The organism is Qipengyuania sp. (assembly GCF_965277845.1).
In the GTDB taxonomy this organism is placed as follows: Bacteria; Pseudomonadota; Alphaproteobacteria; order Sphingomonadales; family Sphingomonadaceae; genus Qipengyuania.
The window spans coordinates 1,649,765-1,673,641 of record NZ_OZ255844.1; the positions used below are offsets into that span (position 1 = coordinate 1,649,765).

At 63.3% G+C, this 23,877-nt stretch carries 22 protein-coding genes; 7 read left to right on the top strand and 15 right to left on the bottom strand.

Annotated elements, in window-relative coordinates:
• Nucleotides 1-19 precede the first annotated feature (19 nt).
• The 9 genes from ACQY4G_RS08040 to ACQY4G_RS08080 form a co-directional block, all read right to left on the bottom strand.
• Complete coding sequence (locus ACQY4G_RS08040) at nt 20-1,363, bottom strand: methyl-accepting chemotaxis protein (protein WP_067690619.1); 1,344 nt, start codon at nt 1,361-1,363, stop codon at nt 20-22.
• A 56-nt stretch (nt 1,364-1,419) separates the two neighbouring features.
• On the bottom strand, nt 1,420-3,228 hold the full coding sequence (locus tag ACQY4G_RS08045; protein WP_421990107.1) for a methyl-accepting chemotaxis protein: 1,809 nt from the start codon (nt 3,226-3,228) through the stop codon (nt 1,420-1,422).
• On the bottom strand, nt 3,225-4,763 hold the full coding sequence (locus ACQY4G_RS08050) for a putative bifunctional diguanylate cyclase/phosphodiesterase (RefSeq protein ID WP_421990109.1): 1,539 nt from the start codon (nt 4,761-4,763) through the stop codon (nt 3,225-3,227). The genes ACQY4G_RS08045 and ACQY4G_RS08050 overlap by 4 nt, the downstream gene beginning before the upstream one ends.
• Nucleotides 4,764-4,869: 106 nt before the next feature.
• The gene (locus tag ACQY4G_RS08055; protein WP_421990111.1) at nt 4,870-5,733 is read right to left on the bottom strand and encodes a CheR family methyltransferase; all 864 of its coding nucleotides are present in this window, start codon (nt 5,731-5,733) and stop codon (nt 4,870-4,872) included.
• Nucleotides 5,724-6,821 carry a chemotaxis-specific protein-glutamate methyltransferase CheB gene (gene cheB / locus ACQY4G_RS08060; RefSeq protein ID WP_421990113.1) on the bottom strand — a complete coding sequence of 366 codons (1,098 nt, stop codon included), beginning with the start codon at nt 6,819-6,821 and terminating at the stop codon, nt 5,724-5,726. The genes ACQY4G_RS08055 and cheB overlap by 10 nt, the downstream gene beginning before the upstream one ends.
• Nucleotides 6,822-6,832: 11 nt before the next feature.
• Nucleotides 6,833-7,198 carry a response regulator gene (locus ACQY4G_RS08065; RefSeq protein WP_067690630.1) on the bottom strand — a complete coding sequence of 122 codons (366 nt, stop codon included), beginning with the start codon at nt 7,196-7,198 and terminating at the stop codon, nt 6,833-6,835.
• A 56-nt stretch (nt 7,199-7,254) separates the two neighbouring features.
• Nucleotides 7,255-7,689: a chemotaxis protein CheW gene (locus ACQY4G_RS08070; RefSeq protein WP_421990115.1), complete on the bottom strand. Its 435-nt coding sequence runs from the start codon at nt 7,687-7,689 to the stop codon at nt 7,255-7,257.
• Nucleotides 7,686-10,076, bottom strand: coding sequence for a chemotaxis protein CheA (locus ACQY4G_RS08075; protein WP_421990117.1), 2,391 nt, complete (start codon nt 10,074-10,076; stop codon nt 7,686-7,688). Before ACQY4G_RS08075 ends, ACQY4G_RS08070 begins: the two co-directional genes overlap by 4 nt.
• 51 nt (nt 10,077-10,127) lie before the next feature.
• Entirely contained in the window at nt 10,128-11,483 is a 1,356-nt protein-coding gene (locus ACQY4G_RS08080; RefSeq protein WP_421990119.1) for an MATE family efflux transporter, read from the bottom strand.
• 131 nt (nt 11,484-11,614) lie between these two features.
• On the opposite strand from ACQY4G_RS08080, the gene ACQY4G_RS08085 reads away from it, so the two are divergent.
• Nucleotides 11,615-12,382 (top strand): class II aldolase/adducin family protein, encoded by a 768-nt coding sequence (locus ACQY4G_RS08085; protein ID WP_067690638.1) that lies wholly within the window; start codon nt 11,615-11,617, stop codon nt 12,380-12,382.
• Between the two features lie 25 nt (nt 12,383-12,407).
• A complete protein-coding gene (locus tag ACQY4G_RS08090) occupies nt 12,408-12,950 on the top strand; it encodes a (2Fe-2S)-binding protein (RefSeq protein ID WP_421990121.1) in 543 nt (180 codons plus the stop codon).
• Nucleotides 12,951-12,953: 3 nt separating this feature from the next.
• Here the strand turns inward: ACQY4G_RS08090 and ACQY4G_RS08095 are convergent, their stop codons facing one another.
• Nucleotides 12,954-15,071 carry a TonB-dependent receptor gene (locus ACQY4G_RS08095; RefSeq protein ID WP_421990123.1) on the bottom strand — a complete coding sequence of 706 codons (2,118 nt, stop codon included), beginning with the start codon at nt 15,069-15,071 and terminating at the stop codon, nt 12,954-12,956.
• Between the two features lie 162 nt (nt 15,072-15,233).
• Between ACQY4G_RS08095 and ACQY4G_RS08100 the strand changes: the two genes are divergently transcribed.
• Nucleotides 15,234-15,578, top strand: coding sequence for an arsenate reductase family protein (locus tag ACQY4G_RS08100; RefSeq protein ID WP_421990125.1), 345 nt, complete (start codon nt 15,234-15,236; stop codon nt 15,576-15,578).
• A 4-nt stretch (nt 15,579-15,582) separates the two neighbouring features.
• Here ACQY4G_RS08100 and ACQY4G_RS08105 read toward each other — a convergent pair whose 3' ends face one another.
• A complete protein-coding gene (locus tag ACQY4G_RS08105) occupies nt 15,583-16,929 on the bottom strand; it encodes an MFS transporter (protein WP_421990127.1) in 1,347 nt (448 codons plus the stop codon).
• Nucleotides 16,930-17,050: 121 nt separating this feature from the next.
• Between ACQY4G_RS08105 and ACQY4G_RS08110 the strand changes: the two genes are divergently transcribed.
• Entirely contained in the window at nt 17,051-17,659 is a 609-nt protein-coding gene (locus ACQY4G_RS08110; RefSeq protein WP_421993590.1) for a class I SAM-dependent methyltransferase, read from the top strand.
• On the opposite strand, the gene ACQY4G_RS08115 is transcribed toward ACQY4G_RS08110, so the two are convergent.
• On the bottom strand, nt 17,656-18,480 hold the full coding sequence (locus tag ACQY4G_RS08115) for a glycerophosphoryl diester phosphodiesterase membrane domain-containing protein (RefSeq protein WP_421990129.1): 825 nt from the start codon (nt 18,478-18,480) through the stop codon (nt 17,656-17,658). The two genes, ACQY4G_RS08110 and ACQY4G_RS08115, sit on opposite strands and share 4 nt — an antisense overlap.
• A 59-nt stretch (nt 18,481-18,539) precedes the next feature.
• On the opposite strand from ACQY4G_RS08115, the gene lipB reads away from it, so the two are divergent.
• Nucleotides 18,540-19,211, top strand: a complete 672-nt coding sequence (gene lipB, locus ACQY4G_RS08120) for a lipoyl(octanoyl) transferase LipB (RefSeq protein ID WP_291175136.1) — start codon at nt 18,540-18,542, stop codon at nt 19,209-19,211.
• On the top strand, nt 19,208-19,522 hold the full coding sequence (locus tag ACQY4G_RS08125) for a hypothetical protein (protein WP_421990131.1): 315 nt from the start codon (nt 19,208-19,210) through the stop codon (nt 19,520-19,522). Before lipB ends, ACQY4G_RS08125 begins: the two co-directional genes overlap by 4 nt.
• Here the strand turns inward: ACQY4G_RS08125 and ACQY4G_RS08130 are convergent.
• Entirely contained in the window at nt 19,519-20,394 is an 876-nt protein-coding gene (locus ACQY4G_RS08130; RefSeq protein WP_198147644.1) for an HpcH/HpaI aldolase/citrate lyase family protein, read from the bottom strand. The genes ACQY4G_RS08125 and ACQY4G_RS08130 overlap by 4 nt on opposite strands.
• A 31-nt stretch (nt 20,395-20,425) precedes the next feature.
• Nucleotides 20,426-21,538 (bottom strand): alkene reductase, encoded by a 1,113-nt coding sequence (locus ACQY4G_RS08135; protein ID WP_421990133.1) that lies wholly within the window; start codon nt 21,536-21,538, stop codon nt 20,426-20,428.
• 54 nt (nt 21,539-21,592) lie between these two features.
• Here ACQY4G_RS08135 and ACQY4G_RS08140 point away from each other — a divergent pair, with 54 nt between their 5' ends.
• A complete protein-coding gene (locus ACQY4G_RS08140) occupies nt 21,593-22,501 on the top strand; it encodes a DMT family transporter (protein WP_421990135.1) in 909 nt (302 codons plus the stop codon).
• A 3-nt stretch (nt 22,502-22,504) separates the two neighbouring features.
• Here ACQY4G_RS08140 and ACQY4G_RS08145 read toward each other — a convergent pair whose 3' ends face one another.
• Entirely contained in the window at nt 22,505-23,821 is a 1,317-nt protein-coding gene (locus ACQY4G_RS08145; protein ID WP_421990137.1) for a DUF2254 domain-containing protein, read from the bottom strand.
• Nucleotides 23,822-23,877 lie beyond the last annotated feature (56 nt).

Consider the following 23,877-nt stretch of genomic DNA (forward strand, 5'->3'; position numbering starts at 1 on the left):
TGCACATGCGCTGTTGCCGTCAGGCTGCGCGGATTTGCTGGAGGAAGGCGTCGACGCGGCTCTTGAGTGCACCGGCCTGATCTTCCAGTTCGCTGGCCGAGTTGAGCACCTGGCTCGCTGCCGTGCCGGTGGCGAGACTGGTCTCGCGGAATTGCTCGATATGCGCGGAAACCTCGTCGGTCGACCGCGCGGCGAGGTCGATGCTCCGCGCAAGGTCCTGCCCGGCGACCGATTGCTGGTCGACCGCGCTGGCGATCGAGACCGAGGTCGACTCCAGCTCCTTGATCTGGCCCGCGATCGAGCGCAGCGCGCCCACGCTGGCACCGGTTGAATCCTGCATTGCGCGGATCTGCTCGGCAACCTCCTCGGTTGCCCGGCTGGTCTGTGCGGCCAGCTCTTTCACCTCGCTGGCTACCACGGCAAAGCCGCGCCCTGCCTCGCCACCGCGTGCGGCCTCTATCGAGGCGTTGAGCGCGAGGAGATTTGTGCGCTGGGCGATCGATTGGATCAACTCGACGATCTGACCGACCTGCTCGGCGGACGACGCGAGTGCGGAAATCGTCTCGTCGGCACCGCTCGCCGTATCGGTCGCCTTGCGGGCGAGTTCCGCCGAATGGGCCGCCTGGCGGCTGATCTCCCCGATCGACATGGCGAATTCATCGGATGCAGCTGCTGCCGCAGTTGCGCCGCTATTCGCCTGCTCCATCGAAGCTGTTACCAGGCTGGACTGGCTCGAGGCCTGTTCGGCCGTAGACGCCATTCCGGATGCGGTGGCGTTGAGTTGGGTCGCAGCCGCGGCAACCCCGCTTACCACATCGCCTACTCCGGTCTCGAAATCGCGCGCCATGCGCATCAGCTCGGCCTCGCGTTCCTCGGCCGCGCGCTTGCGCCCCGCAAATAGCTCGTCGAGCTTGTGGCCCGAGCGGAGAAAGACCGCGAAGGTCCGGGCGAGATCGCCGATCTCATCCGGCCGATGGGTATTCGATACCTCGATATCGCGTTCGCCCCGCGCGAGACGGGACATGTCCTCGTTGATCTTCAGATAGGGCTCGATGATATGCTTGAGCACGAAGCGCAGGCTCGAAATACCGCCCAGCAGCGCTATGCCGAGGATGACCAGCGTGAGCACTTGCGCGATCGGGGCAAAGGACGGGATGAAGAAACCGATCTGCGCGATCAGGGTGACAAGAGCGAGCCCGCCGAGCGAGAATATCGACGCAATCTTCGCTTTGGAGGCGAGCGATTGCTTCATGAACCATTTGTTCAGTCCGGTAAGTTGCGGACCGTTCTCGGCTTTCATGACCTCGACTTCCGCGATTTCGCGGACCAATTCGTCGGCCATGATCGAACTGTGTGCGTTCATCCCCAAGCACCCCCTTAAGGTTGTGGCAACCGTAAGGGCGATTGCTTGAGATCGCGTTAAGCCGCGCGCACGTGCAGCAGGAATTGCGCGACCTGCGATTTGAGCGTGCTGGCCTGCGCCTCGAGCTCCGTCGAGGAGTTGAGCACCTGGCTGGCGGCTGCTCCGGTGGCCAGGCTGGTTTCGCGAACCTGTACGATATTGGCCGAGACCTCGTCGGTCGACCGCGCGGCAAGGTCGATGCTGCGTGCAAGATCCTGTCCGGCGACCGATTGCTGGTCGACAGCGCTGGCGATGGAGGTGGCAGTTGATTCGAGTTCCTTGATCTGGTCCGCGATCGAACGCAGCGCGCCGACGCTGGCACCGGTCGAATCCTGCATCGCGCGAATCTGCTCGGCGACCTCCTCGGTCGCGCGGCTGGTCTGCGCGGCCAGTTCCTTGACCTCGCTGGCAACCACCGCGAAGCCGCGTCCGGCTTCACCGCCACGGGCCGCCTCGATCGAGGCGTTGAGCGCAAGCAGGTTGGTACGCTGCGCGATCGACTGGATGAGCTCGACGATCTGCCCCACCTGTTCCGCCGAAACGGCAAGTGCCGATATGGTCTCGTCGGCGCCGCTTGCGGCATCCGTCGCCTTTCGTGCCAACTGAGCCGAATGAGACGCCTGGCGACTGATCTCGCCGATCGACATGGCAAATTCGTCCGAAGCGGCGGCGGCGGCGGTCACGCCGTTCGAGGCCTGACCCATGGCGGCAGTCACGCTGGATGTCTGGGTCGAAGCCTGTTCGGCGGCCGCGGCCATCGAGCCTGCGGTCGTCTTGAGCTGCGCGGACGCCGAAGCCACGCCATTGACCACTTCCCCGACGGTCGTCTCGAAGCGCTGAGCGAAACGGACCATTTCCTGACCGCGTTCCCGTCGCAGCGCCTCGCGTTCCTGCGCAACGTTTTCGAACTGACGGGCAGCCTGCAGAAAGACCTCGAGCGCACGGGCGAGATCGCCGATTTCATCGTGCCGGCGAGTCGCCGGGATGTGAACGTCCTTGTCGCCCTCGGCCAGCCGCGTTGCCACCGCGGTCATGCGCTTGAGCGTGGATGACACATCGCGTCCGAGATATCGCGCTGTCATCCATGCAACCGCGATTCCCACGCCTGCAACACCGAAAAAGGCGACGAACAGCCACATGATCATGGTTTGCGAGGCGACATCTGAAGTCTCGCCCATCCGCTCGATCTCCTCCCGGGTCGCCACGGCCGTTTCCACGAAGCTGCGCCCTTCGACATAGACGCTGTCCGAAAAGTCCTGCCACTGCGCTTGAGTACCGCGGGCGCGTTGGGCCTCGGTCACACGCATTCTAATTCGCGAGAGCTTGCTGTTGAGGTCCTCGATCCTGGGCAAAACGCTAGGCGCGACGCCGACAACCTCGTCTTCCAGCCGGCTGAGGTCCCGGTCGGTATCCGCGAAGGCTTCGAGGGCCGAAGTCAGATCGTTCGGATCGCCCGTAACCGCGTAGCGCTGGACGAACAGGCGTCCGCCATCGATATCGGCGACCATTCGCTCGGCCGTCACCGCTGCGGCGGAGATGGCCATGCGTTCCGAACGCGCCTCGAGCGCGAAATAGCCTCCGACAAGTGTACCCAAGAGGCTGAGCACCACAACGGCGATACTGGCAAGCGAGATTGCATTCAGCTTCTCACCGACCGACTTGTTGTCCAGCCAGCCCTTGAGCCCTCCCGGGGCCTCACTCTCGGCGGGGTCGGCTTCGATTGGATCGGTAACGAACGGCCCCTCGGGCGCCTCCACCGTATGGTCGGGGGGCGAGGCTTCGTGTTCGGCAACCATGCCGTTGACCATATCCTGGAGCGCGCTCATGCGACTTGGCTATCCTCGTTTGCTTCTTCTGATGACAAGCCGATGGGCTTGCCGAGATGTTGGGCGATTTCTTCGGCTGGCATTGCCTTGAAATACAGCCAGCCCTGGATCTGGTCGCAACCGGCAGCGCGGACCATGGCGGCCTGCTCCTCCGTTTCGACGCCTTCTGCGGTCACAGCCATTTTCATGGCGCGCGCCACCGTGATGCTGGACAGCATCATGGCGCGGCTGCCGTCGTCTTCGCTCGCCTGGACCACAAGGCTTCGATCGAGCTTGAGCTTTTCGAAGCGGAATTGCCGCAGGAAGCCGATGGAAGCGTAACCCGTACCGAAATCGTCAAGCGAAATCCTGACCCCGAAACCGCGGATCACCGCGAGGCTGCGTTCTGCAACCAGCGGATCGAGAACCAGGCAGGTTTCGGTGATTTCGAGCTCGAGTCGCTCGGGGTCGAATTGCGTTTCCTCTAGAATGTGGCCCAGCTGGATTGGGAATTCGGGGTTGCGCAATTGCGCCGCCGAAATGTTGACCGACAGCGTGATGCCGTCCCAATCGAGGGCGTCGCAGCAAGCCTGGCGCAGCACCCACAAGCCGATCGAATTGATCAGCCCGCTCTCTTCCGCAACGGGAATGAAGATGTTCGGGCCGACCTGTTTGCCGTCCGGGCGATCCCAGCGAAGCAGGCATTCGACCGCGACGATCATGCGCGTGTTGCTGTCCACCAGTGGCTGGTAATTGAGCCGGAATTCGTCCTTGGCGAGCGCATTGCGCAAATCGTCGTCCATTTCCTTGAGCTGCTCGCGGCTCTTGTCGAACGTCTTGCTGAACCAAGTACAGCGCATCTTGCCGCCGCGCTTGGAGGCATACATCGCAATGTCTGCGCGGCGCAGCAGCTCGGAGGAACTGACATCGTCCTGCGCAGCCCGGCGAGCGAGGCCGATGCTTGCCCCCAGCGTGAGGCGCCGGTCTTCGACGTGAACGGGTTTGGCAAGCCGTTCGATGATGCGCCGGCAGAGCCCTTCCAGCAGCGTGCCGGCAACCGGCCCGCCGATCATCATTGCATATTCGTCGCCCCCCAGCCGATACACTTTGGCTTCGCCATCGCTGACCTGCTTGAAAATATCAGCGCATTCGCGAATTGCGACATCGCCGACGAAATGGCCGTAGTGATCGTTGATCAGCTTGAAACCGTCGAGGTCGATCATCGCCAATGCCACTTCGTGGCCCTGCCGGTATTCGTGACGGATGTCGAAATGGAGCGCGCGGCGATTGGGCAGCAGTGTCAGGCTGTCGCTGCGCGAGAGTTGTTCGATGCGGCGCAAATGGCGGACGGTCAGATGGGCGCAGATCGCCGCCGCCAAGCTGAACAGGATGGCACCGATGACGAGGATCGTGGAAGACGTTGCGAAGTCGAGGAAGCGATTGGCAACGGCGATCGACCAGGTCAGGATGAAACTCCCGCCTAGCGCAGCCATCGGCCCGAAGAGGATGGTCCGCGTGCTGCCGCTTTCGTGAGACGTATACGTACCCACAGTCATTTTCGACACACGCCCCTCTTTGCGACCCTTCATGTCGGACTAGAGCGCATTCGCTAAAGAAGCGTAAATCGGCGGTTTACCTTGTCCCGCAGCTGCCAAGGACGATTCAGCAGGCTGCAGCCCGCAATCGCTGTTCGGCGCGCGAAACATTACCCATGATCGGAGAGTAGAGCGAGGATCCGAACTCGGAAGGTTTGAACTTGTCGGTCTGCCCAACCACCGTCTCGCCGGCACCCAGCATGAGCCACCCGTCGGCAGCGATCCCGCTGGCTAGCCTGTCGAAGGCTTTGGCCCTCGTCTCCGGGTCGAAATAGAGCAGTACGTTGCGACACATGACCAGGTCGAACCGGCCCGGCGCGGGCGGATAGTCGAGAATGTTGTGCTGCTGGAAGCGGATCATGGCACGAATCCTGTCCGCCGCCTGCCAGTGTCCCTTGTCCTCGGTGAAGAAGTTCAACATCTGCGCGACGCTGATCCCGCGCTGAATTTCGAACTGGGTATAGCGTCCGTTGCGTGCGGTCTCGATCGCCTTGTTCGACACGTCGGTGCCGAGGATTTCGATTCGCCAGTCCTTCCACCGATTGGGTTGCTCGGCAAAGATCATTGCAAGGCTGAGTGCTTCCTGGCCGGTCGAACAGCCAGCCGACCAGATCCGCAGCCGCTTCGTGCTTTCGCGCTTGCGTGCGAGATCGGGCAGGACCTGGTTCGACAGAGCCGAGAAATAGGAATGATCGCGAAAGAAATAGGTTTCGTTATTGAGCAGCGCCTCGACCACCCGCGTGGCGAGGCGATGCTCACTGGGGCGCTCGAGCATGCAGGCGAGCTGATCGACATTCTCGATACCGAATTCGCGGAAGAGGCCGGACAATGCGCCGGAGACACGCCAGCGACGGCCTTCGGTAAGCTGCTGCCCTGTTCGCTGCGCAAGAAGGTCACCGATGATGCGGTGCGACGCGTCATCTACCGCCATGCGGCGGCTCCTGCGTTTGCAAGGAGGCGGTCCGCCAGTTCGGCCGGTGGCAGAACGGCCGCAGCCAGCCCCAACTCGGTAACGGCACGCGGCATCCCCCATACCGCGCAGGTCTCGGCATTCTGCGCGTATATCGTGCCGCCCGCTGACACCACCGACTGGGCTCCGTCGGTACCATCGCGCCCCATGCCCGACAGCAGCACGCCGGCGACGTGCCCGTCATACGCCTCGGCAAGAGTTTCGAACATCGGGTCGACTGAAGGCGTACATCCGCTTTTTACCGGATGATAGGCCAGTCCGAGAACATGGTGTCCGCCCGATTTGCGCACCACCATGTGACCATGCCCCGGCGCGATATAGATCTTGCCGCGCTCGATCTGAATGCCATCGTCGGCAAGGACCGCTTCACGGCCCGCAGCCATCTCCATTTGCTGTGCGAAAACGGGGATGAAACTGGCAGGCAGATGTTGCGTGATCAGGATCGGCAGGTCGAAATTCTTCGGCACCTGACGCAGGAAAAGGTTGAGCGCGTGAATCCCGCCGGTCGACGCGCCGATGGCGACGAGCTGCGGCGGCTTGCCAATGCGATCGGCGGCGGTTTTCGCTACCGCGAGGCCTGCGGCATCGTCCGCCGTGTCACCCCTGAGCGCACGAATCTTGCCAAGAAGGGTGGAGCGATAGTCGTCGTTGAAGCCGCCCGGGCGCGGCTTGAGCATGGTGTCGGCGGCCCCCAGCGACAGCGCAGTGACCGTCGCCTCGGCTCCATCGGCGGTCAGTGAGGAAATCACCAACACCTGCGTATCGGGCGCCGATTGCATGATTTTGGGCAAGGCCGCCAAACCGCCCATGCCCGGCATCTCGAGGTCGAGAAGCATGACATCGGGCGTGGCCGTGGCGAGTTCGGCAAGGCCGCATTCCGCCGAATTGGCGGTCGCGACGATCCGCATATCGGGTTCCTGCTCGATCATGCGCGAGAAAACGGTGCGCACGGTCAGTGAATCGTCGACGATCATCACCCGCACGGGATCGCTGCATGGTCGGGTGTCAGTACCCGATTCTAAGGGTTCGGAACGGAGGAGTGCGCCCATGTCACGCCTCCTCAGGCCATGCCGACAAGCTGGAGCTTGATCTGCAAGGTTTCGTGATCGAACGGCTTCATGACGTATTCGTCCGCACCCGCGCTAATCGCCTCGCGAATGTGCGCGACGTCGTTTTCGGTGGTGCAGAACACGACCTTAGGCTTGTCGCCGCCGTCGCGCTGGCGCAGCTGCGTGATGAACTCGATCCCCGTCATGACCGGCATGTTCCAGTCGAGAAGGATAACGTCGGGCATGTCTTCGGCACATTTTTCAAGGCCTTCGCGGCCATTCTCGGCTTCCTCGACACTGAAGCCGAGCGTTTCGAGAATGTGGCGCGAAACCTTCCGGATGACGCGCGAATCATCGACGATAAGGCAGGATTTCATTGCAATGACCTCTGGTGTTTTCGAGTATCGTCTATCGGCGTTAGGTAACTAATCGCTTAAGCTGCCCGTGCGATGGGCCCCGATACCAACGCTTCGACATCGATGATGAGAGTGGGGCCGCCGTCCGTTTCCACCACTCCACGCGCGGCGGTCTGCCATCCGGCGCCGAAACCGCCGGGAACGGCGATCGGTTCGCTTCGGGCCTCGCCGACATCGTAGGCTGCATCTACCAGCAAGGCATAGGGATGGCCGTCGACCTGCACCACGGCAGCGCGCTGGCCGCGTACATCCTGCCGGCTATCGAAGCCGAGGGCGACCTGACAGTCGATCACGGTCAGCGCCTGGCTGCGCAGAGCGGTGAGGCCGAGGATGAACGGGGCTACACCGGGTATGGGCGTGATCTCGTCGATTTCGATGACCGACTGAACTTCGGCCGCGGGAATTGCGGCACGACGCCCGGCGATCAGGCACATGAGAAGAAGTTCGTTCATGCGGTCTTCCCCATGCGGGCTTGCTTGAGCGCGTCGAGCAGCCCCTCTCGATCGTAACGATAAATGCTGTCGTTCCCGCTTCCATCCGCTTCGGGATCGGAGCGCAGGCGTATGACATGACGAGCGCGGGCAGCGAGGGGCGTCTCGCTCTCGACGAGTTCGATCGCCACGTCGGTTTCTTCATCCTTGTCGGTCGACACCTTGTAGCCGGCCGCCGCGACCAGCGGCTCGAGGATCGTGCGCGCCCAATCGCTATCGGACGGCAGGCGGCAAGAAACCGGTCGGGCGTGCGCGTTCGGCTTGCGGTGGCTGGCGAACAGCGCGTGCCCGTCGATCACCGGAACCGGCTGACCGCCGATCAGCGCGACGCCTTCGGCGTGGGGATCGGCGCTCGACGGAACGATCTCGCCGTCCATTTCGGCGGCGTCGAGGACTTCGCGCACGGCATAGACGACCTCGCAATCGCCATCGGAGAGACGCAGCAAGCGGCATTTCTCTTCGGGCAGCTCGCCATATTCGAGCCCGACGAGCGAGAATATCTCGCCGTCGATCACGGCCTGAGTGCGTGTGCCCTCGATGTCGATGGCGTCGCGGGCGATCGTATCGATCCGGCGGACCAGGTCCAGTCGGACTGCGCGGCGGCGACCATCGAGGCCGGTGAAGAGCATGATCGGATGCGTCTTGCGTTCTTCGACCGTATCTTCTTCGACAACCCGCGTGGCGCTGCGCATTTCGTTCGCGAGCTGGTGCTTCTGCGCGATGCTCGGCAGGTCGAGCAGCATCATGGGGCGTCCATCGTCGAGCAGGGTGGTGCCGGCATAGAAGCCGGTTTCCATGATCGCCGGCGCGATGGGTTTGACGACGACATCCTCGTGGTCGAAGACCCGGTCCACCGCGAGCGCGAATACATCGTTCGAGGCGAGGCGGACCAGGACCAGTGTCTTGCTTTCCCAGACGACTTCGGCGTTCGTTTCGGTGCCCAGTATCTCGCCCAGAGCAAGGCACGGCACGCGCATGCCGCGGAATGTCACGAGACGACGCTCGCCGGCTTGAGCGAATTCGACATGGTCGCTCGAACCGAAAACGATTTCCTCGACATAGCTGCGCGGAATTGCATAGCGCTGGCCGTCGCTCCCCACCGTCAGCGCGGCGATGATGCTGAGCGTGAGCGGTAACTTGAGATGAAAGCTGGTGCCTTCCCCGGGCTTGCTGGTCACATCGATCGATCCGCCGACGCGTTCGATATTGGCACGCACCACATCCATGCCGACGCCGCGTCCGGAAACCGCGCTGACCGCATCGGCGGTCGAAAGGCCCGGTTCGAAGATGAGGTAAAGCCTGCGGCGCTCCGACATTTCGTCGATTTCCGACTGGCTGTAGATGCCCGCTGCAACCGCCTTGGCCGCAAGCCGAGCCGTGTCGATGCCTCGCCCGTCGTCGCTGATCACCAGGGTGATCTGGTTGCCTGCCTGCCGCGCCGCGAATTTGAGCAAGCCGCTCTCGTGCTTGTCCGCCTTGATCCTCTCGCCGGGACCCTCGAGGCCGTGGTCGAGGGCGTTGCGGATGATATGTGTCAGCGGGTCGCGGACCATTTCGACCATTTCGCGATCGAGTTCGACCTCGCCGCCTTCGAATTCGACCGTGACCTGTTTGCCGAGCTCGTTCGAAAGGTCGCGAACGAGGCGCGGTAGCGAGCTGAACAGATGTTCGAGCCGCTGCATGCGCATACGCGTGATGGCACTACGGACATCGGCGAGGATGGTGCTCAGGCGATCGAAGGGGCCGTCGATGGTGGGCTGTTCCCCGGCCTCGCGCAGTCGCCGCGCCAGGTCGTTGCGGGCAAGAACCATGTCGGACACGCCCTTCATGACCTCGTCGAGCAGTTCGGTCGGGAGGCGGATCGAGCGCTGGACCGCAGTGCTGCGGTTTGGCTTAGCGGCGACGTCGTCCTCGCCGGCATCCGAGGTCGTTTGCCGGGAAGGTGAACCGGGAGCTTCGCAGGCTTCTGCGGCAGCCGGTTCGCCCGGCTGAAGCGCAGCGATCAGGTCTTCGTCTCCGCCTTCGGGGTGGTCTTCACCGGCCTCGATCGAATCGGTCATTTCACTGATGCGGTCGATAATCGCGAGAACGGCGGAAACCAGAGCGGCATCGGGCTCGCGGCGACCGGCGCGGCAATCGGCCAGCGCGTCTTCCGCTGCGTGGCTGAGTTTTTCCAGACGCGGAAAATCGAAGAAGCCGCAATTGCCCTTCACGGTATGGACGAAACGGAAGATGGTATCGAGCCGCGCCTTGTCCGTCGGATCGGCTTCCCAGGCGACGATCTCGCCGCCGCTCGCTTCCAGCATTTCCCGGGTTTCCGCGACGAAATCCGCCAGCAGGTCATCCATGATACAAGGCCCCTCGTACGATCGCGAAAGGCTATGGACCAAGATGGTTAACTATTGGTTTGGCCGGGGGCGAGCATCTTCCGGCCCCGCACGCAGGACTTTCCAGACAACGAAAGCGGCCAAAACCCCGCCCGCGAGGTTGGCGACGAGTTCTGCCGCATAGATTGCGTCCGGCCCCCAGTCCGGGCGCAGGATCCAACCGAAGGGGAGCATCACGAGAAACACGCGCGCCGCGCTCTGGCCAAGGGCGAAGCTGGCCTTGTCGACCGCATTGAGCGCGCCGTTGGCGACGATCAGCAGGCCAAAACCCGTATAACCCCAGACCGAAATCTCGAGATACCGTGTGAACTGCTCGATGACCGCGGGATCTTCGGTAAAAAAGCGCGCGAACCATCCCCCGGTCGCATAGAGCAGGACCGCCGTGCCAAGGCCGTATCCGATGCAGAACAAGCCCGACCACCACATTGCCCGGCGCGACCGGTCGGCCCGGCGCGCGCCCCAGTTTTGGCCGACGATCGCCCCGATCGAACCGGACAGCGCGAGTAGCGGCACGACAGCGAAGCTCTGAAGCCTTCCTGCCGCGCCGAACCCGGCCACCGCAGCCTCGCCTTGGCTGGCGAGCAAGGCGGTCAGCACCGAAAGGCCTATCGGGTTGATCGCATTGGAAAAGGCGGCGGGGCCGGCGACCGACAGGATCGCCTGGCTCGATGCGCCGACATCGCATTCGCGGATCGCCGCGGGATGGATCTGCAGTTGCGCGCCCTTGATCAGCCACAGCGCGACGAGGATCGCGATGAAGAAACCCGCGATCGTCGCATAGGCCGCGCCCGCTACGCCGAAACCGCCGAAACCGAAGGCGCCGGTGATCAGGATCGGATCGAGCACCCAATTGGCAAGGGAATAGGTGATCGAAACGTAACTGGTCTTCCGTGCCTCTCCCTGCCCGCGCAGCACGCCGTTGAGCCCCATTTGCAACAGCATGACGGGAAGGCCCAGCGCATAGGGGCGCATGTACTCGCCGATCAGCGGGAGCAGTTGCTCGGATGCTTGCATCAGCCGGAACAGCGGGTCGAGCAGGACGTAGAGTGCCAGCCCCATGACGACGCCCGTTCCCAGCGCGAAGACCGCACCGAAATTCGCTCGCCGCTCCGCACGTGCGACATCGCCTTCGCCCAACGCGCGGGCAATGACCGAATTGATTCCGACCATGACGCCGACGCCCAGGCTGGATAGTGCAATCGTAATCGGGAATATGAAGCTGACCGCGGCCAGCTCCTTTGCCCCTAGCTGACCGATGAAATAGGCATCGATCAGACCGACCGACATGATCGCCGCGACGCCGAACACCATGGGCATGGTCTGGCCGAGGAGATGGCCGCGAATGCTGCCGCGGGTGAGTTTTGCCATCTCGCTCATCGGACGGGGCGTTAGCGGGCGACGACAAGCTTGCCTAGCATGAAGTCCTGCCTGCTTGCGGACCACGGCGTCCTCATGCGATACAGGTCTCGAAACAAAACCCCTTACGGAGAGACGACGCCATGGCCACCCAGATGAAGTCCCGCGATTTCGAATGCAGCGATGCCGAGTGGCAGGCGCGGCAGGACCTGGCGGCATGCTATCGCATTTTCGAGCATCTCGGATGGGGCGAAAGCATCTACAATCACATCTCGGTTGCCGTGCCGGGCGAGGACGACACCTTCCTCATCAACCCATTCGGCCTGCTCTATGACGAAGTGACGGCCTCGAACCTGGTCAAGATCGATGTCGAGGGCAACAATGTCGGCCCGTCGCAATATATGGTCAACAAGGCCGGCTTCACCCAGCATGCCTACTTCCACAAGCACCTGGGCGAACGCGCCAATGCGATCTGTCATGTGCACACCACTGCCACCATGGCGGTATGCAGTCACAAGGACGGGCTGGTGCCGACCAATTTCTACGCCTGCAATTTCCAGAACCAGATCGGCTATCACGATTTCGAAGGCGTCACGGTTCGCCCGGAAGAGGGCGAGCGGCTGGTCGAGAATCTTGGCGATCACTCGATCCTGATGCTGCGCAATCATGGGCCGGTGGTGATGGACAAAACCATCCCCGGTATGTTCGTGAAGATGTGGGCGCTGCAGCGCGCCTGCGAGATCCAGATCGCCACGCTCAGTCAGGGCGCGGCCAATGTCGTCCCGCAGGAGGTGGTCGACGTGCACCAGCGCGACCTGTCGGTGATGCAGTCGCAGGGCGGGGCCGGCGTGTTTGATTTCGAAGCGTGGAAACGCCGCGTGTCGAAGATCGACGACAGCTGGAAGTACTGAGCTCTAGCGCCAAGGCGCCCGCTGCATGACCAGCATGACCGTCAACGGGAAGCCGGTGCGCTTCCTGATGGACCCCGACACGCCGCTGCTGTGGGCACTGCGTGATGCGGCCAATCTGACGGGCACGAAATACGGCTGCGGCGAGGGCGATTGCGGGGCCTGCATGGTCCATGTCGATGGCGAGGCGCTGCGATCCTGCCTGATCACCATCGCCGAAGCCGAGGGCCGGTTCATCACCACGATCGAGGGGCTGAGCCGCGACCGGTCGCATCCGGTGCAGCAGGCGATGGTCGCTGAGCAGGCGATCCAGTGCGGCTATTGCACGCCGGGGATCGTCATGGCTGCCAGCGCCCTGCTGTCCAAGACCGCGGCGCCCTCCGACGAGGAGATCAAGTCCGCGATCCCGAACCTGTGCCGCTGCGGCGTCTATCCCCGTCTGGTCCGTGCGGTGCAGCGGGCAGCCCGTGTGGCGCGCCGCAGCGAGACGATCAGCGCTGCGCCGGCACCCGGAATAAGCGCCGGGGACGCCGCGCGGGAAGTTCCCGCAATCAGCGCCCCCGACGATTAGCGGCTAGATTTCGAACCGCACACCGATCCGTGCGCTGAAGGGTTCGGCGGGCTGGATATTGTTGTTGCCGTGCGCGCTCGGATAGTAGGTCTCGTCGAACAGGTTCTCGATGTTGAGCTGCACGCTGAGCCGCTCGCTGACCGTATAATAGGCCGCCGCATCGACACGCCAGTAGCTCGGCAGTTCGACCGTGTTCGAGAAGCTCGCGAACTGGTCCGACTGGTGGATCACCCCAAGGCCGAAGCCCAGCGCTTCGGTCACGTCGAAGCGGTTCCAGGCAGCGATCTGGTGCTTTGGCGTCTGCTGCAGGCGCTGACCGGCGGGGCCGAAGCGGCTGGCCGTGCGCAATTCGCCGTCGAGATAGGTATAGCCGACATTGGCCTTCCAGAAGTCGGTGATCTCGCCGACTGCGCCGATCTCGAAGCCCTCGACGCGGCTCTCACCCGTCAGCGTAGTATTGCCGAGACTGTCGGTGAAGGGCGTCTTGCTGCGGTCGAGGCGGAAGATCGCCGCCGTCACCAGCACCTTGTCGAGCGGCGCCCACTTGAGACCGAGCTCGTAATTGGTGAACTTTTCCGGTTCGAACTGCGCTGAGGTCGGGCTGAGCAGAAGGAACTGGTCGCCTGCCTGTGGCAGGAAGCTCTCCGCATAGGAAGCGTAGATCGAAAGGTCCGCGTTCGGCTTGACGATCAGGCCGAGGCGCGGGCTGACCTTTTCGTCCACGCGGTCGCCGCTGACCCTGGTGTTCAGATTGACGGTCTCGAGGTCGAAGCGATCCCAGCGCAGGCCGCCGACCAGTTCGATGTGATCGCCGATCTGGAGCTGCTCCTGGATGTAGAAGCTGAGCGTCTCGAGCTGCGAATCGCGCGCACGCGCGCCGATGTTGAGCGCGAAGGGGGGCACGAAGATCGTATCGGCCAGCGGCGTTTCGTTCGGATCCAGCCCATTCGGGTCCGGCGCACGGGTGAAGCTGACCGTGTCGCGACCGTTGAGGGTGTCCTGGCGGCTGGCCTCGAAGCCGAGCAGCAGGGTCGATTCGATCGTGTCGCTTCCGGTCTGCCAGACGAGGTTCCCCTGGCCGATCCAGTTTTCGCGATCGGTGTAGTCGCGATAGCCGCCGAGGAAGACGGTGTTGGCGGCTGTGTCCACGCCGGTCGGCAGGATGTTGGCATAGACCTTGTCGTAATCGGCATATTGCACTGTGGCATTGGCGGTCAGACCGCTGCCGAAGTCGTGTTCGAGACGAATGCGTCCGATATGGACCTGCGCTTCGGCTTCGTTAAAGTCGCGATCGCCGAAGAAGGTGTCGTCGAAGCCGCGCAGCGGGCCGGTGCCGCCATCCGAGGGCACGCCACGATCGGTGACCCGCTGGTCGTCGTCATAGCTGTAAGTGGCGATCAGCGTGGTCTGCGGACCGAGCTGGGCGGTGATGGTCGGCGAAATGCCGATGAACCGGCCTTCGTAAAAGTCGCGGTGGCTGTCGAACTCTTCATAGGTTCCGTTGACGCGCAGCGCTACGCTGTCGGACAGCGGCTGGTTGACGTCACCGAGCAGCGCGAAGGCGCCGAAGCTGTCGACCGAGGCCTCGCCCGAAATCGCCTGACCGGCAAGATCGGCGCGCTTGGACACTCGGTTGATCGCGCCGCCGCCCGCACCGCGACCGAAGATCAGCGCATTGGCGCCCTTGAGCACTTCGACGCGCTCGATGTTGTAGAGCGAGCGGTAATATTGCGCATCGTCGCGCAGGCCGTCGATATAGAAGTCGGCGGTGGTTTCCTGGCCGCGAATGAAAACCTCGTCGCGGTGCCCTTCGCCGGTTTCCATGCTGATGCCCGGGACATATCGCAGCGCTTCGTTCAGCTGGCGGATCGACTGATCCTCGAGCTGGTCTTCGGTGATGAAGCTGACGCCCTGCGGAACGTCGATCAGCGGGGTCGGCGTCTTGGTCGCGGTGGAGCCGTCCTCATTGTCGTAGCCCGTGCCGCGATCGCCGGTAACCACGATGTCGGTCGGCAGATAGTCGCGTTCGGGCTGCACGCTCTCATCGGCGTGAGCGGGGGTTGCGGCGAAGACGAAGGCGGCACCTGCGAGGAGCGCGGCGCGCGAAAAACGATCCCTCATGGAAGACTTTCTTATGTTGTGAGTGATTCTCAATCGATGCAGGCCTGCTATTGAGAGCCATTCGCACTTGCAAGTCTTGTCTGCATGAAAAAATCGCAAGCGTGACTTTCACTGATCGCAACACTCGCTTAGTCGTCGCCCGACACGGAGGAGATTAGGCTCATGAAAGCGACCATCTGGCACAACCCCAAATGCGGCACGTCACGCAAGACGCTCGCGATTCTCGAAAACCTTTCGAAGGTGGATGTGACGATAGTCGAATATCTCAAAGATCCGCCAAGCGCGGAAAAGCTCGCCCAGCTGTATACCGATGCGGGGATCACGCCACAGCAGGGCTTGCGTATGCGCGGGACCGATGCCGAGGAGCGTGGCCTCCCTGACGCAGATGACGCAACCGTGCTCGCCGCAATGGCGGCAGAACCGATCCTGATCGAACGCCCGCTGGTGGAAACCGAAAAGGGCGTTCGCCTGTGTCGCCCGCAGGATCGCGTTTTGGAAATCATCTAAGGCGTCAGCGCCTGTCTCGCGTCAGCATGCTGTCGGCCTGGAGCGCGCTCCACCCATAAGCGAAAACGATTGCGCAAAGCGCGACGATCAGGCCGAAGCCCAGCCAGTCCGAGACATTGTACAGCAAGACGCCGAGCGCAGGGGCATAGATGAAACTCGCCCCTGCGACCGAGGCTGTGACGCCGCCGGCCTGCCCCTGCTCGGCGCGCGTGACCGCCAGCGATGTGCCCGACGTATTGCCGGGGCGAAACAGGCCGAATCCCAGCGAGGCGATCGAATAGCCGAGCGCGATCGTGTGCAGGTTCTGCCCCAGGCCCAACACAATCGTGCCGAGGGCCGCAATCGCAATGCCCCATAGCGATGCCGCGCGCGGGCCGAGATCGAGCCGCGGGATTAGCCCCCATTGGGCGAGCAGGGTGGCAATGGCACCGGACATGAGGACGAGCCCGACCGGGCCTGCCCCGGCAGTCGGATCGCCGCGCAATCCGAGCCGGTCGAGCACGAGGAAGCCGGCAATTCCGAGAATCATTGCCTGGGCGTGCCCGCCGATTAGGCCCGATACGACCCATGGGCGCAGCCGCGGTTCGAACCAGCGCAATTTTGCCGGGGCGCTCTCGTCCTCTTCCTGCTCGTCCTTCGAAACCTCGGCGGTAGGACTGCCGGAATAGGGCGCGTCAAAGGCGCTGCCCCTGGCGGGGAATTGCGGCTCGTCATTGGGCAGCCGCAGACGCAGGGCGACCAGGGTGGCAGTCCCGATCAGCGCAAAGATCAGGAAGGGGCCGGCAAGACCGAAGAACGGAAGCACCATCAGCGGGGCGAGCGCAGGTCCGATGACCGTCCCCAGGCCGAAGCTGGACGCGATCAGCGAGAGGGCTTGCGTACGTTCCGATCGCGGCGTGCGGCTGGCGACATAGGCCTGAACCGCGGGCGGTGCGGCGCTGCCGAAGCCGCCGTAGAGGCTTCTTGCCGCAGCGAAGAGCAGCAAGGCCCAGAATGCCGCGAGGAAGCCGGCGAGGCCCAGCCACAGTATGATTCCGCACAGCAGGAAACTGGCGATGAAGCCGAGCATGCCGAGGGCCATCATCGCTTTGCGCCCGCGCCTGTCCGAGCGCTGCGCCCAGATCGGTGCGCAGATCACCCAAAGCAGAGCCGACCAGCTATAGGCGAGGCTGATCCACACGTCCTCGACCCCCAGCGACGTTCCGATCGATGGCATTACCGACTGCATCGCGGTGTTCCCCGCAGCAGTGGTCAGCATCACCGCAAAGAGCAGCGCCATGCGCGCACGCGGGATGGCTCTCGATCCTTCCCGTGGCGGCGCTGCGGAGCTGGTAGGGTCGATATCGGCCATCGCACCGGCGGTAGGCCGGTGCCCGTCAGCTTGCAATGGCGCAGCGGGCCTGCCAGACCGGCGGGCCAATGAAACAACCACAGGGTTTGCGATTTTGACCGGACAACAGGGCCTTGGCGTCATCGAGCGCACAAGTTTGCGCAAACGCGCGGCACGCTTTTTCGGCCAATGGGGCGTGTTCTTTCGCGGATTTCTCGAAGAGCCTCGCATGGTCGGCTCGATCATGCCCTCCTCGCGGTTCACCATCCGCAAGATGCTGGCGCCGGTCGACTGGGAACAGTGCGAAATCTTCGTCGAATACGGGCCGGGCGTGGGTACCTTCTGCCAGCCCGTACTCGATCGGATGCGGCGCGATGCAACGCTGATCGTGATCGATACCAATCCGCTCTACATCGACTATCTGCGCAAACATTTCCGCGACAGCCGGTTCCATGCGGTCCACGGCTCGGCGGCGGATGTCGTCGAGATCGTCAAAGCGCACGGCCATGACCATGCGGATTATGTCTTGTCGGGATTGCCATTTTCGACGCTGCCCGAAGGGGTTGGTCCGGCGATTGCCAAGGCGACTCACGAAGTGATCCGCCCGGGCGGAGCATTTCTCGTCTACCAGTTCTCGGCCAAGGCGCGCGACCTCATGGCGAAGCACTTCCGCCGGATCGATCGCGGATTCGAGCTGTGGAACGTGCTCCCCTGCCAGCTTTTTTGGGGCTGGAAGGATCGTCGGGGCTAGTTGTTGGTCGGCGGAAGCGGTGCGGCCTTCAGCCTGTTGAATTGGGTGTGCGCCGCGGCGAGAACGCAGGCAGTCACCACGATCATCGCCGCGCTGAGCAGACCCGAAATGACTGCTTCGCCGAGCAAAGCCGCCTGTTCACCCGCAAGCGCGAAGATCAGCCCCAGCACCAGCGAGATGACCGTCGACAGCACGATGAACGCGACGATCAAGAGCAGGTAGAAGAAGAACAGCCTTAGGCTGTTGCCGCCGGTCAACGACCATGACCTTTGTAACGCCTTGATGGGATTGAGTTCGCCCTCGATCGCGATCACCGGCGCCGCGAGAGAGAGCTTTGTCACGATGTAGCAGACCAACACGAATGCGATCACTGCCCCGAGCACTGCCAGCGCGCGCAATCCCGTAACGGCGCCGAGGCCAACGAGTAGGGTTACGGCAATCGCGATGAGGGCCGTTTGCAGCAGTTGAGCGCCGACATAAGACGGCACTGATTTCGCGCCCGTCGACAAGGCCTCGCCCACGGTTGGATTGGCCCTTCGCCGTACCAGCGCCAGCATGGCCAGGAGCCCTGCGCCTTGTATCAGAGCAAGGATGAGGAACACCCACCAGTAGCTGGCGTAAAGATCATTTATCGCGGCCATCATGGCATCGAAATTGCCGCTCGCCTGCGCATCTTCCAGATTTCCCATTTCGGGAAGCGCGATGGCAATCCCGGCGTTGGGCAAGAAGATGAAGACACCGGCTATAACCGCCAGCAGTCCCAGATTGCGCGACATAAGCCCGGTTGTATCCTTCCAGGCGGTGTCGAGATCGAATTTCATTCAGTGGTACTCCCGTTTGCCCCTTGATAAGCGCTTCGCCAGTTGCCACGCAATCGCGCATGTCGCCCCATGTTCCCGAAACGATCGAGTGGCGCGCCGAGCAGAGCCGGATCGGCTATCGCGATGCGCTGAACGAAATGACAGCCCGCAATCGCGCGATCGCCGAAGGCAAGGCGCGCGAAATGGTCTGGTTGCTGGAACACCCACCTGTTTATACCGCCGGCACCAGCGCCGACGCGGCTGAATTGCTCGATCCTCGCTTCGAGGTGGTGAAGGCTGGGCGTGGCGGGCGCTATACCTATCATGGGCCGGGCCAGCGCGTCGGCTATGTGATGCTCGATCTCAAGGAACGCGGCCGCGATGTACGCTGTTTCGTCCATTCGCTCGAGGGATGGGTCATCGCGACCCTCGCCGATATCGGCGTCGAAAGCTGGCGCAGCGAGGGGCGGATCGGGATCTGGACGCGCGATATCGACGGAGGGGAAGCGAAGATCGGAGCGATCGGCGTGCGCGTGAGGCGCTGGGTCACGATGCACGGCTTTTCGGTGAACCTAGCCCCAGATCTGGCGCATTTCGCGGGAATCGTGCCGTGCGGAATCGAGGAATTCGGCGTCACCAGCCTCGCGCGGCTCGGAATCGATCTTGCACCCGCTGCATTCGATGAGGCATTGCAGGCCCGCTTCGGCGATTTCCTCGGGGCGCTTGAAGGAAAGGGCTGCGCACTGCCATGATGTCTAGACCCACCGCTGTGCTCCTCGCAGGAGCTTTGCTGCTATCGGCCTGCGGAGGCGACAGGCCTGCCGAGGAGTCTGCGGCAGAGGCCGAGCGCGGCGCCAAGGGTGAGGTCATCGGCGGCACGATCAGCGATGAAATGATCCCGCTCGACCGGTTGCGGTCTCAGTCGCCACCGGTGCGCCAAGAGCAATCATCGTCATCCGCTGCGCCGACGAGCAGCGAGCAGATTTCACCCGAGCCGGAGCCCGAGAGCCTTTCCCTCTCCGATACAGAGGATGGGGCGAGCGTGGAACCCGCCGCGGACTAGTCTTCGCCGATCAGGCGCTTGGCGCGTTCCAGTTCGGCCCGGTCGACGAGCCGGTCGCCTATGGCCAGCGATGTCGCGCCGGGATTGGTGGCGAAGGCCGAGACGATCTTGAGCGCTTCGGAAACTTCGCTTTCGAGAGGAGCGAAGGCGGCATTGATCCCGGCGAGCTGCGAGGGATGAATGGCGAACATTCCCGTAAAGCCGTCGGCACGCGCGGTCTCGGCAATGCGGACCCCGGCGTCGGTATCGCGGATATCGCGAAAGGGGTGTTCGATTGCGCCGATCCCGCGGGCATGCGCGATGAGCAGCACCTGCGCGCGGACATAGGCCAAGGCGTCGCTCCAGCGCCCCGCCGGACCGCGCAAGCGCCGTGCGCCGAAGGTGTGGGCCAGACTCACCGCATCCCACGTAAGCGCCGCGACGCGGGGGTGGAGCTCATCCGCCAACCGCCCGATCGCGAGCGCGCTGGCCGGCGTGGATCCCAGTTCAGGTAAAATGCAGGTGATGTTGGCCGCGATGCCGTGGCGGTCCTCGATCTCGTAAAGTACCGAGGCGAGTTGGCGAATGTCCTCCGATCCACGGCAATGCGACAGAACCACGCCATGCGGGGTACCTTCCATTGCGGCATCGAGATCTTCGCGCCAGTCGGCGGAATCCATCGCGCTGATCCGAACCCAACGCTCGAATTTGCGCGCAGCGACGACCTGTTCACGGTGCGATCGCAACCAGTTTGTCGCCTCGGTCCGCGCCTTTGCCCGGTGCGCGGGCGGCATTGCGCGCGCGAGATCCAGCACCACGGCATCGGCGCCCGACCCGGCTATCGAGTCGAGCGCCTTGTCGTTATCCGGCGGGACCAGGATCCACGAGCGCATCATCGTCTCCAGTCGAATGCCGCAGGGCGAATCACTCGGCCGCAGCGGGTTCTTGTTCGGTCAGCGTCGGGTAATCGATATAACCCTCCGGACCTTGACCATACCAGCTATGCGGAACGTTTACATTGGGTGCGATTTCGGCGCCGAAGCGGAATCGCCGGGGCAGGTCTGGATTGGAGATAAAATCGCGGCCCCAACTGACCGTGTCGGTCCGACCGGCCTCGATATCCGACACGGCCTGTTCGGGTGAGTAATCGCTGTTGAGGATGAGGGCGCCTGAATAGACCTGCCGGATGAGTGGGCTCTGCTTGGGCACCTCGGTGCTGCCGAAGGTTCCGTCGGGCCCCGGCTCGCGCAGTTCGAGGAAGGCCACGCCCAGCTCCTCGATCACCTTTGCCGCCGCGCCGAAGGTGACCGCCGGGTTGCTGTCGTCGCAGCCCTGCGTTTCGCCATTGGGCGAAAGGCGCACTCCGACGCGATCGGCCCCCCAGACGTCGATCAATGCGGTCAGTACCTCGCGCAGGAAGCGCGTCCGATTCTCCGGGCTACCGCCATACTCGTCAGTGCGAAGATTGGTGCTGTCGCGCAGAAACTGGTCGACGAGATAGCCATTGGCGCCATGAAGCTGGACGCCGTCGAAGCCGGCCTTTTTCGCGTTCTCGGCGGCGTGGCGATAGTCTTCGACGATCCGCTTGATGTCCTCGGTACTCGCCTCGCGTGCCTGTTCGTAATCCTTGCGACCTTCGAAAGTGTGCGCATGGCCGGGCGCGGTTGTCGCGCTGGCCGAGACCGGCGGTTTGCCGCCCAGGAACAGCGGGTGGACCAGGCGGCCCATATGCCACAGCTGAAGGACGATCAGCCCGCCTTCCTCGTGGACGGCATCGGTCACCTGCTTCCAGCCTTCGACTTGTTCCTCGCTCCAGATACCCGGGGCGGCGGGCCAGCCGAGTCCTTCCACGCTGATGCCGGTGGCTTCGGAAATGATCAGCCCTGCGCTTGCCCGCTGGCGATAGTAAGTCGCCATCATCTCGTTCGGCACCGATCCCGGCTGGGTCGAGCGACCGCGCGTAAGTGGCGCCATGAAGACGCGGTTCTTGGCTTCGAGGGCACCCATGGTGAGCGGCTGGAACAGAGTATCGTGCATGCGGGACAAATCCTTTTTGCTGGCGCGGCTTGGCCAGTGAGCTAGGTGCGGGCCATGGGCAGCGCAACCGCCACGCCGGACAAGAATGGCTTTCAGCCCGGTGCATGGCACTTTGCTGCGCTGATCGCCGGGAACGTCGCCCTGGCGCTGGGGCCGTGGCTCGTTCGCCTGGCCGATACCGGACCGGTCGCGGCCGCATTCTGGCGCCTGCTGCTACCGGTGCCGATCCTGGCCTTGCTGGCTTGGCGGGCACGCTCGGCGGCGCCGTTGGACCGGAAACTCGCGTTGCTGTGCGTGTTTGCCGGCGGGTTCTTTGCCCTCGATCTTGCCAGCTGGCATGTCGGGATCGAGCGGACACGCCTCGCCAATGCAGTACTGTTCGGCAATTCGGGAGGCGTAATCCTGATGGTCTGGGGGCTTGTCGCAGCGCGCCGCGCACCTACGGGACAAGAGGCCGGGGGCGTGCTGGCGGCCCTGGCTGGTGCTGCGATTCTGCTTGGCCGTAGCCTTGAGATATCGGCAGCGACATTCGTCGGAGATCTGTTCTGTCTTGCCGCAGGGGTGTTCTACGCTTGCTACCTTCTGCCCGCCCAGCGCGCACGGACCGTTCTCGGGCCGTGGATGGTCTTGCTGCTGGTGAGCCTATCGGCCTCGCCGCTGCTTTTCGGTATCGCGGTGGCGGCCGGCGAGCCCGTGCTGCCCGGTGCGGCGGGGTGGACGCCGGTGCTGGTCCTCGCATTGAGCAGCCAGATCGTCGGACAGGGCCTGCTCGTCTTCTCCTTGCGCCACTTTTCGCCGCTTATCATCGGCATGGCGCTGCTGACGCAGCCCGCGATAGCGGCTCTTGTGGGCTGGTTCGCATTCGATGAGCTGCTGGTGCCGCTCGATGTGCTCGGCATGGTGCTTGTAGGTACGGCGCTGGTTCTCGCGCGAGCACGGGGCAGGCCGGGGCGGGTTCGCTAGCGATCACCAGAAGGCCTTGTTGAACTGGGCCACATGGGATTCGAAGCGCTCGAGATCGGGTCCGATGAGGACCAGTCTCGCCTGATCGGCCAGGCTCTCCGCCTGTTCCCTGAGCACGGCCTGCCGCCGAGCGTCGCGGATCGGTACGGCAGCATTGGCCAGCGTATCGAGCATGACCTCGGCTGCCGTCGGCGAACTGGCAACTGCACTGCGAATCGCGCCGAAGCCGCGGCTGACGTAATGATCGAAATTGTCGGGCAGGGGGATCACCGGGCAATCGTCGGCATCTTTGCCGCAGATGTCCTTGCGCAGGTCGCGCCGCCCGATCTCCGCTGTTGCCGCTCCGAGCCAGTGTAGCGCGGTGATGGCGGTGAAGGGATCGTTTATCCCGGGCGACAGCGCGCGCAAGCCGATCTCCACCAGTTCGTCGATCAGGAATTGCGGGTCCTGTTCGGGCGTGCGGGTGGAGCCGAGCGTAAAGCAATCGCGTGTCCTGCCCTCAATGCTGTCGGGAGTGCATCCATCGATATCCATCAAGGGCATGTCGCGGTGAACGAAATCGCCTGTGCGAACGCGCAGCGAGAAAGTGCAGCCGCAATCGCGGGCGATGGCCTCAAGTTCCTCGAAGTCGATCAGCTGAACATACCCCGTCCCCCAGGCGGTGAGCGCCTCGCCACCGCGGGGTTCGATCGCGTCGCCGAATTCATCCTCGACCGGATAGGTTTCCCGAATGATGCGAAGCAGCCGTTCGCCGATGCCCTCCAGCACCTTGTTGATGCGAATGCTGGACGGAATGTGGTTGAGGAAGAATACCAGTACCGCAACGCACAGGCCCATCAGTGCATAGGCGACAAGCAGCGAGAGTTGCGGTGTAAAGCCCGGGAGTGCCGTGGCCGCTGCATCGGTCGCAGCGGCAGGCGTTTCGTCCTCTGCCCGCACCGCGCGCAATACGATCAGCGCGTAGACGAAGCTGCCGATAAAGGTCGCCAGACTCAACTGGTTGCCGCGGTCCTCCATGAAATTGGTCAGCAGGCGCGGCCCGTAATTCCCGCTGGCATAGGCGACCGCGGCAATGGTGATCGAAAATACGGTAGATGCCACCCCGATCATGCTGGCCGCCATCACGGTCAGCATGTCCGATGCACCCTTGGGTCGGGCCGGTACTAGCCAGTCGACGTCGTTCAGGAACTCGGCGAAGCCGGCACGGTCCAGCCCGACCATGCCGAAGGCCAGCACTGCCGCGATGATCGAGAACAGCGCCGGATAGAACCAGTAATTCGCGTTAAGCCGTGCCCAGAAAAAGCGTATGTCGGCGGTCAAGCGCGCATCCCCTGCCAGTTGCGGTCAGGGGATGAACGCGCGAATTGCGATTGGGT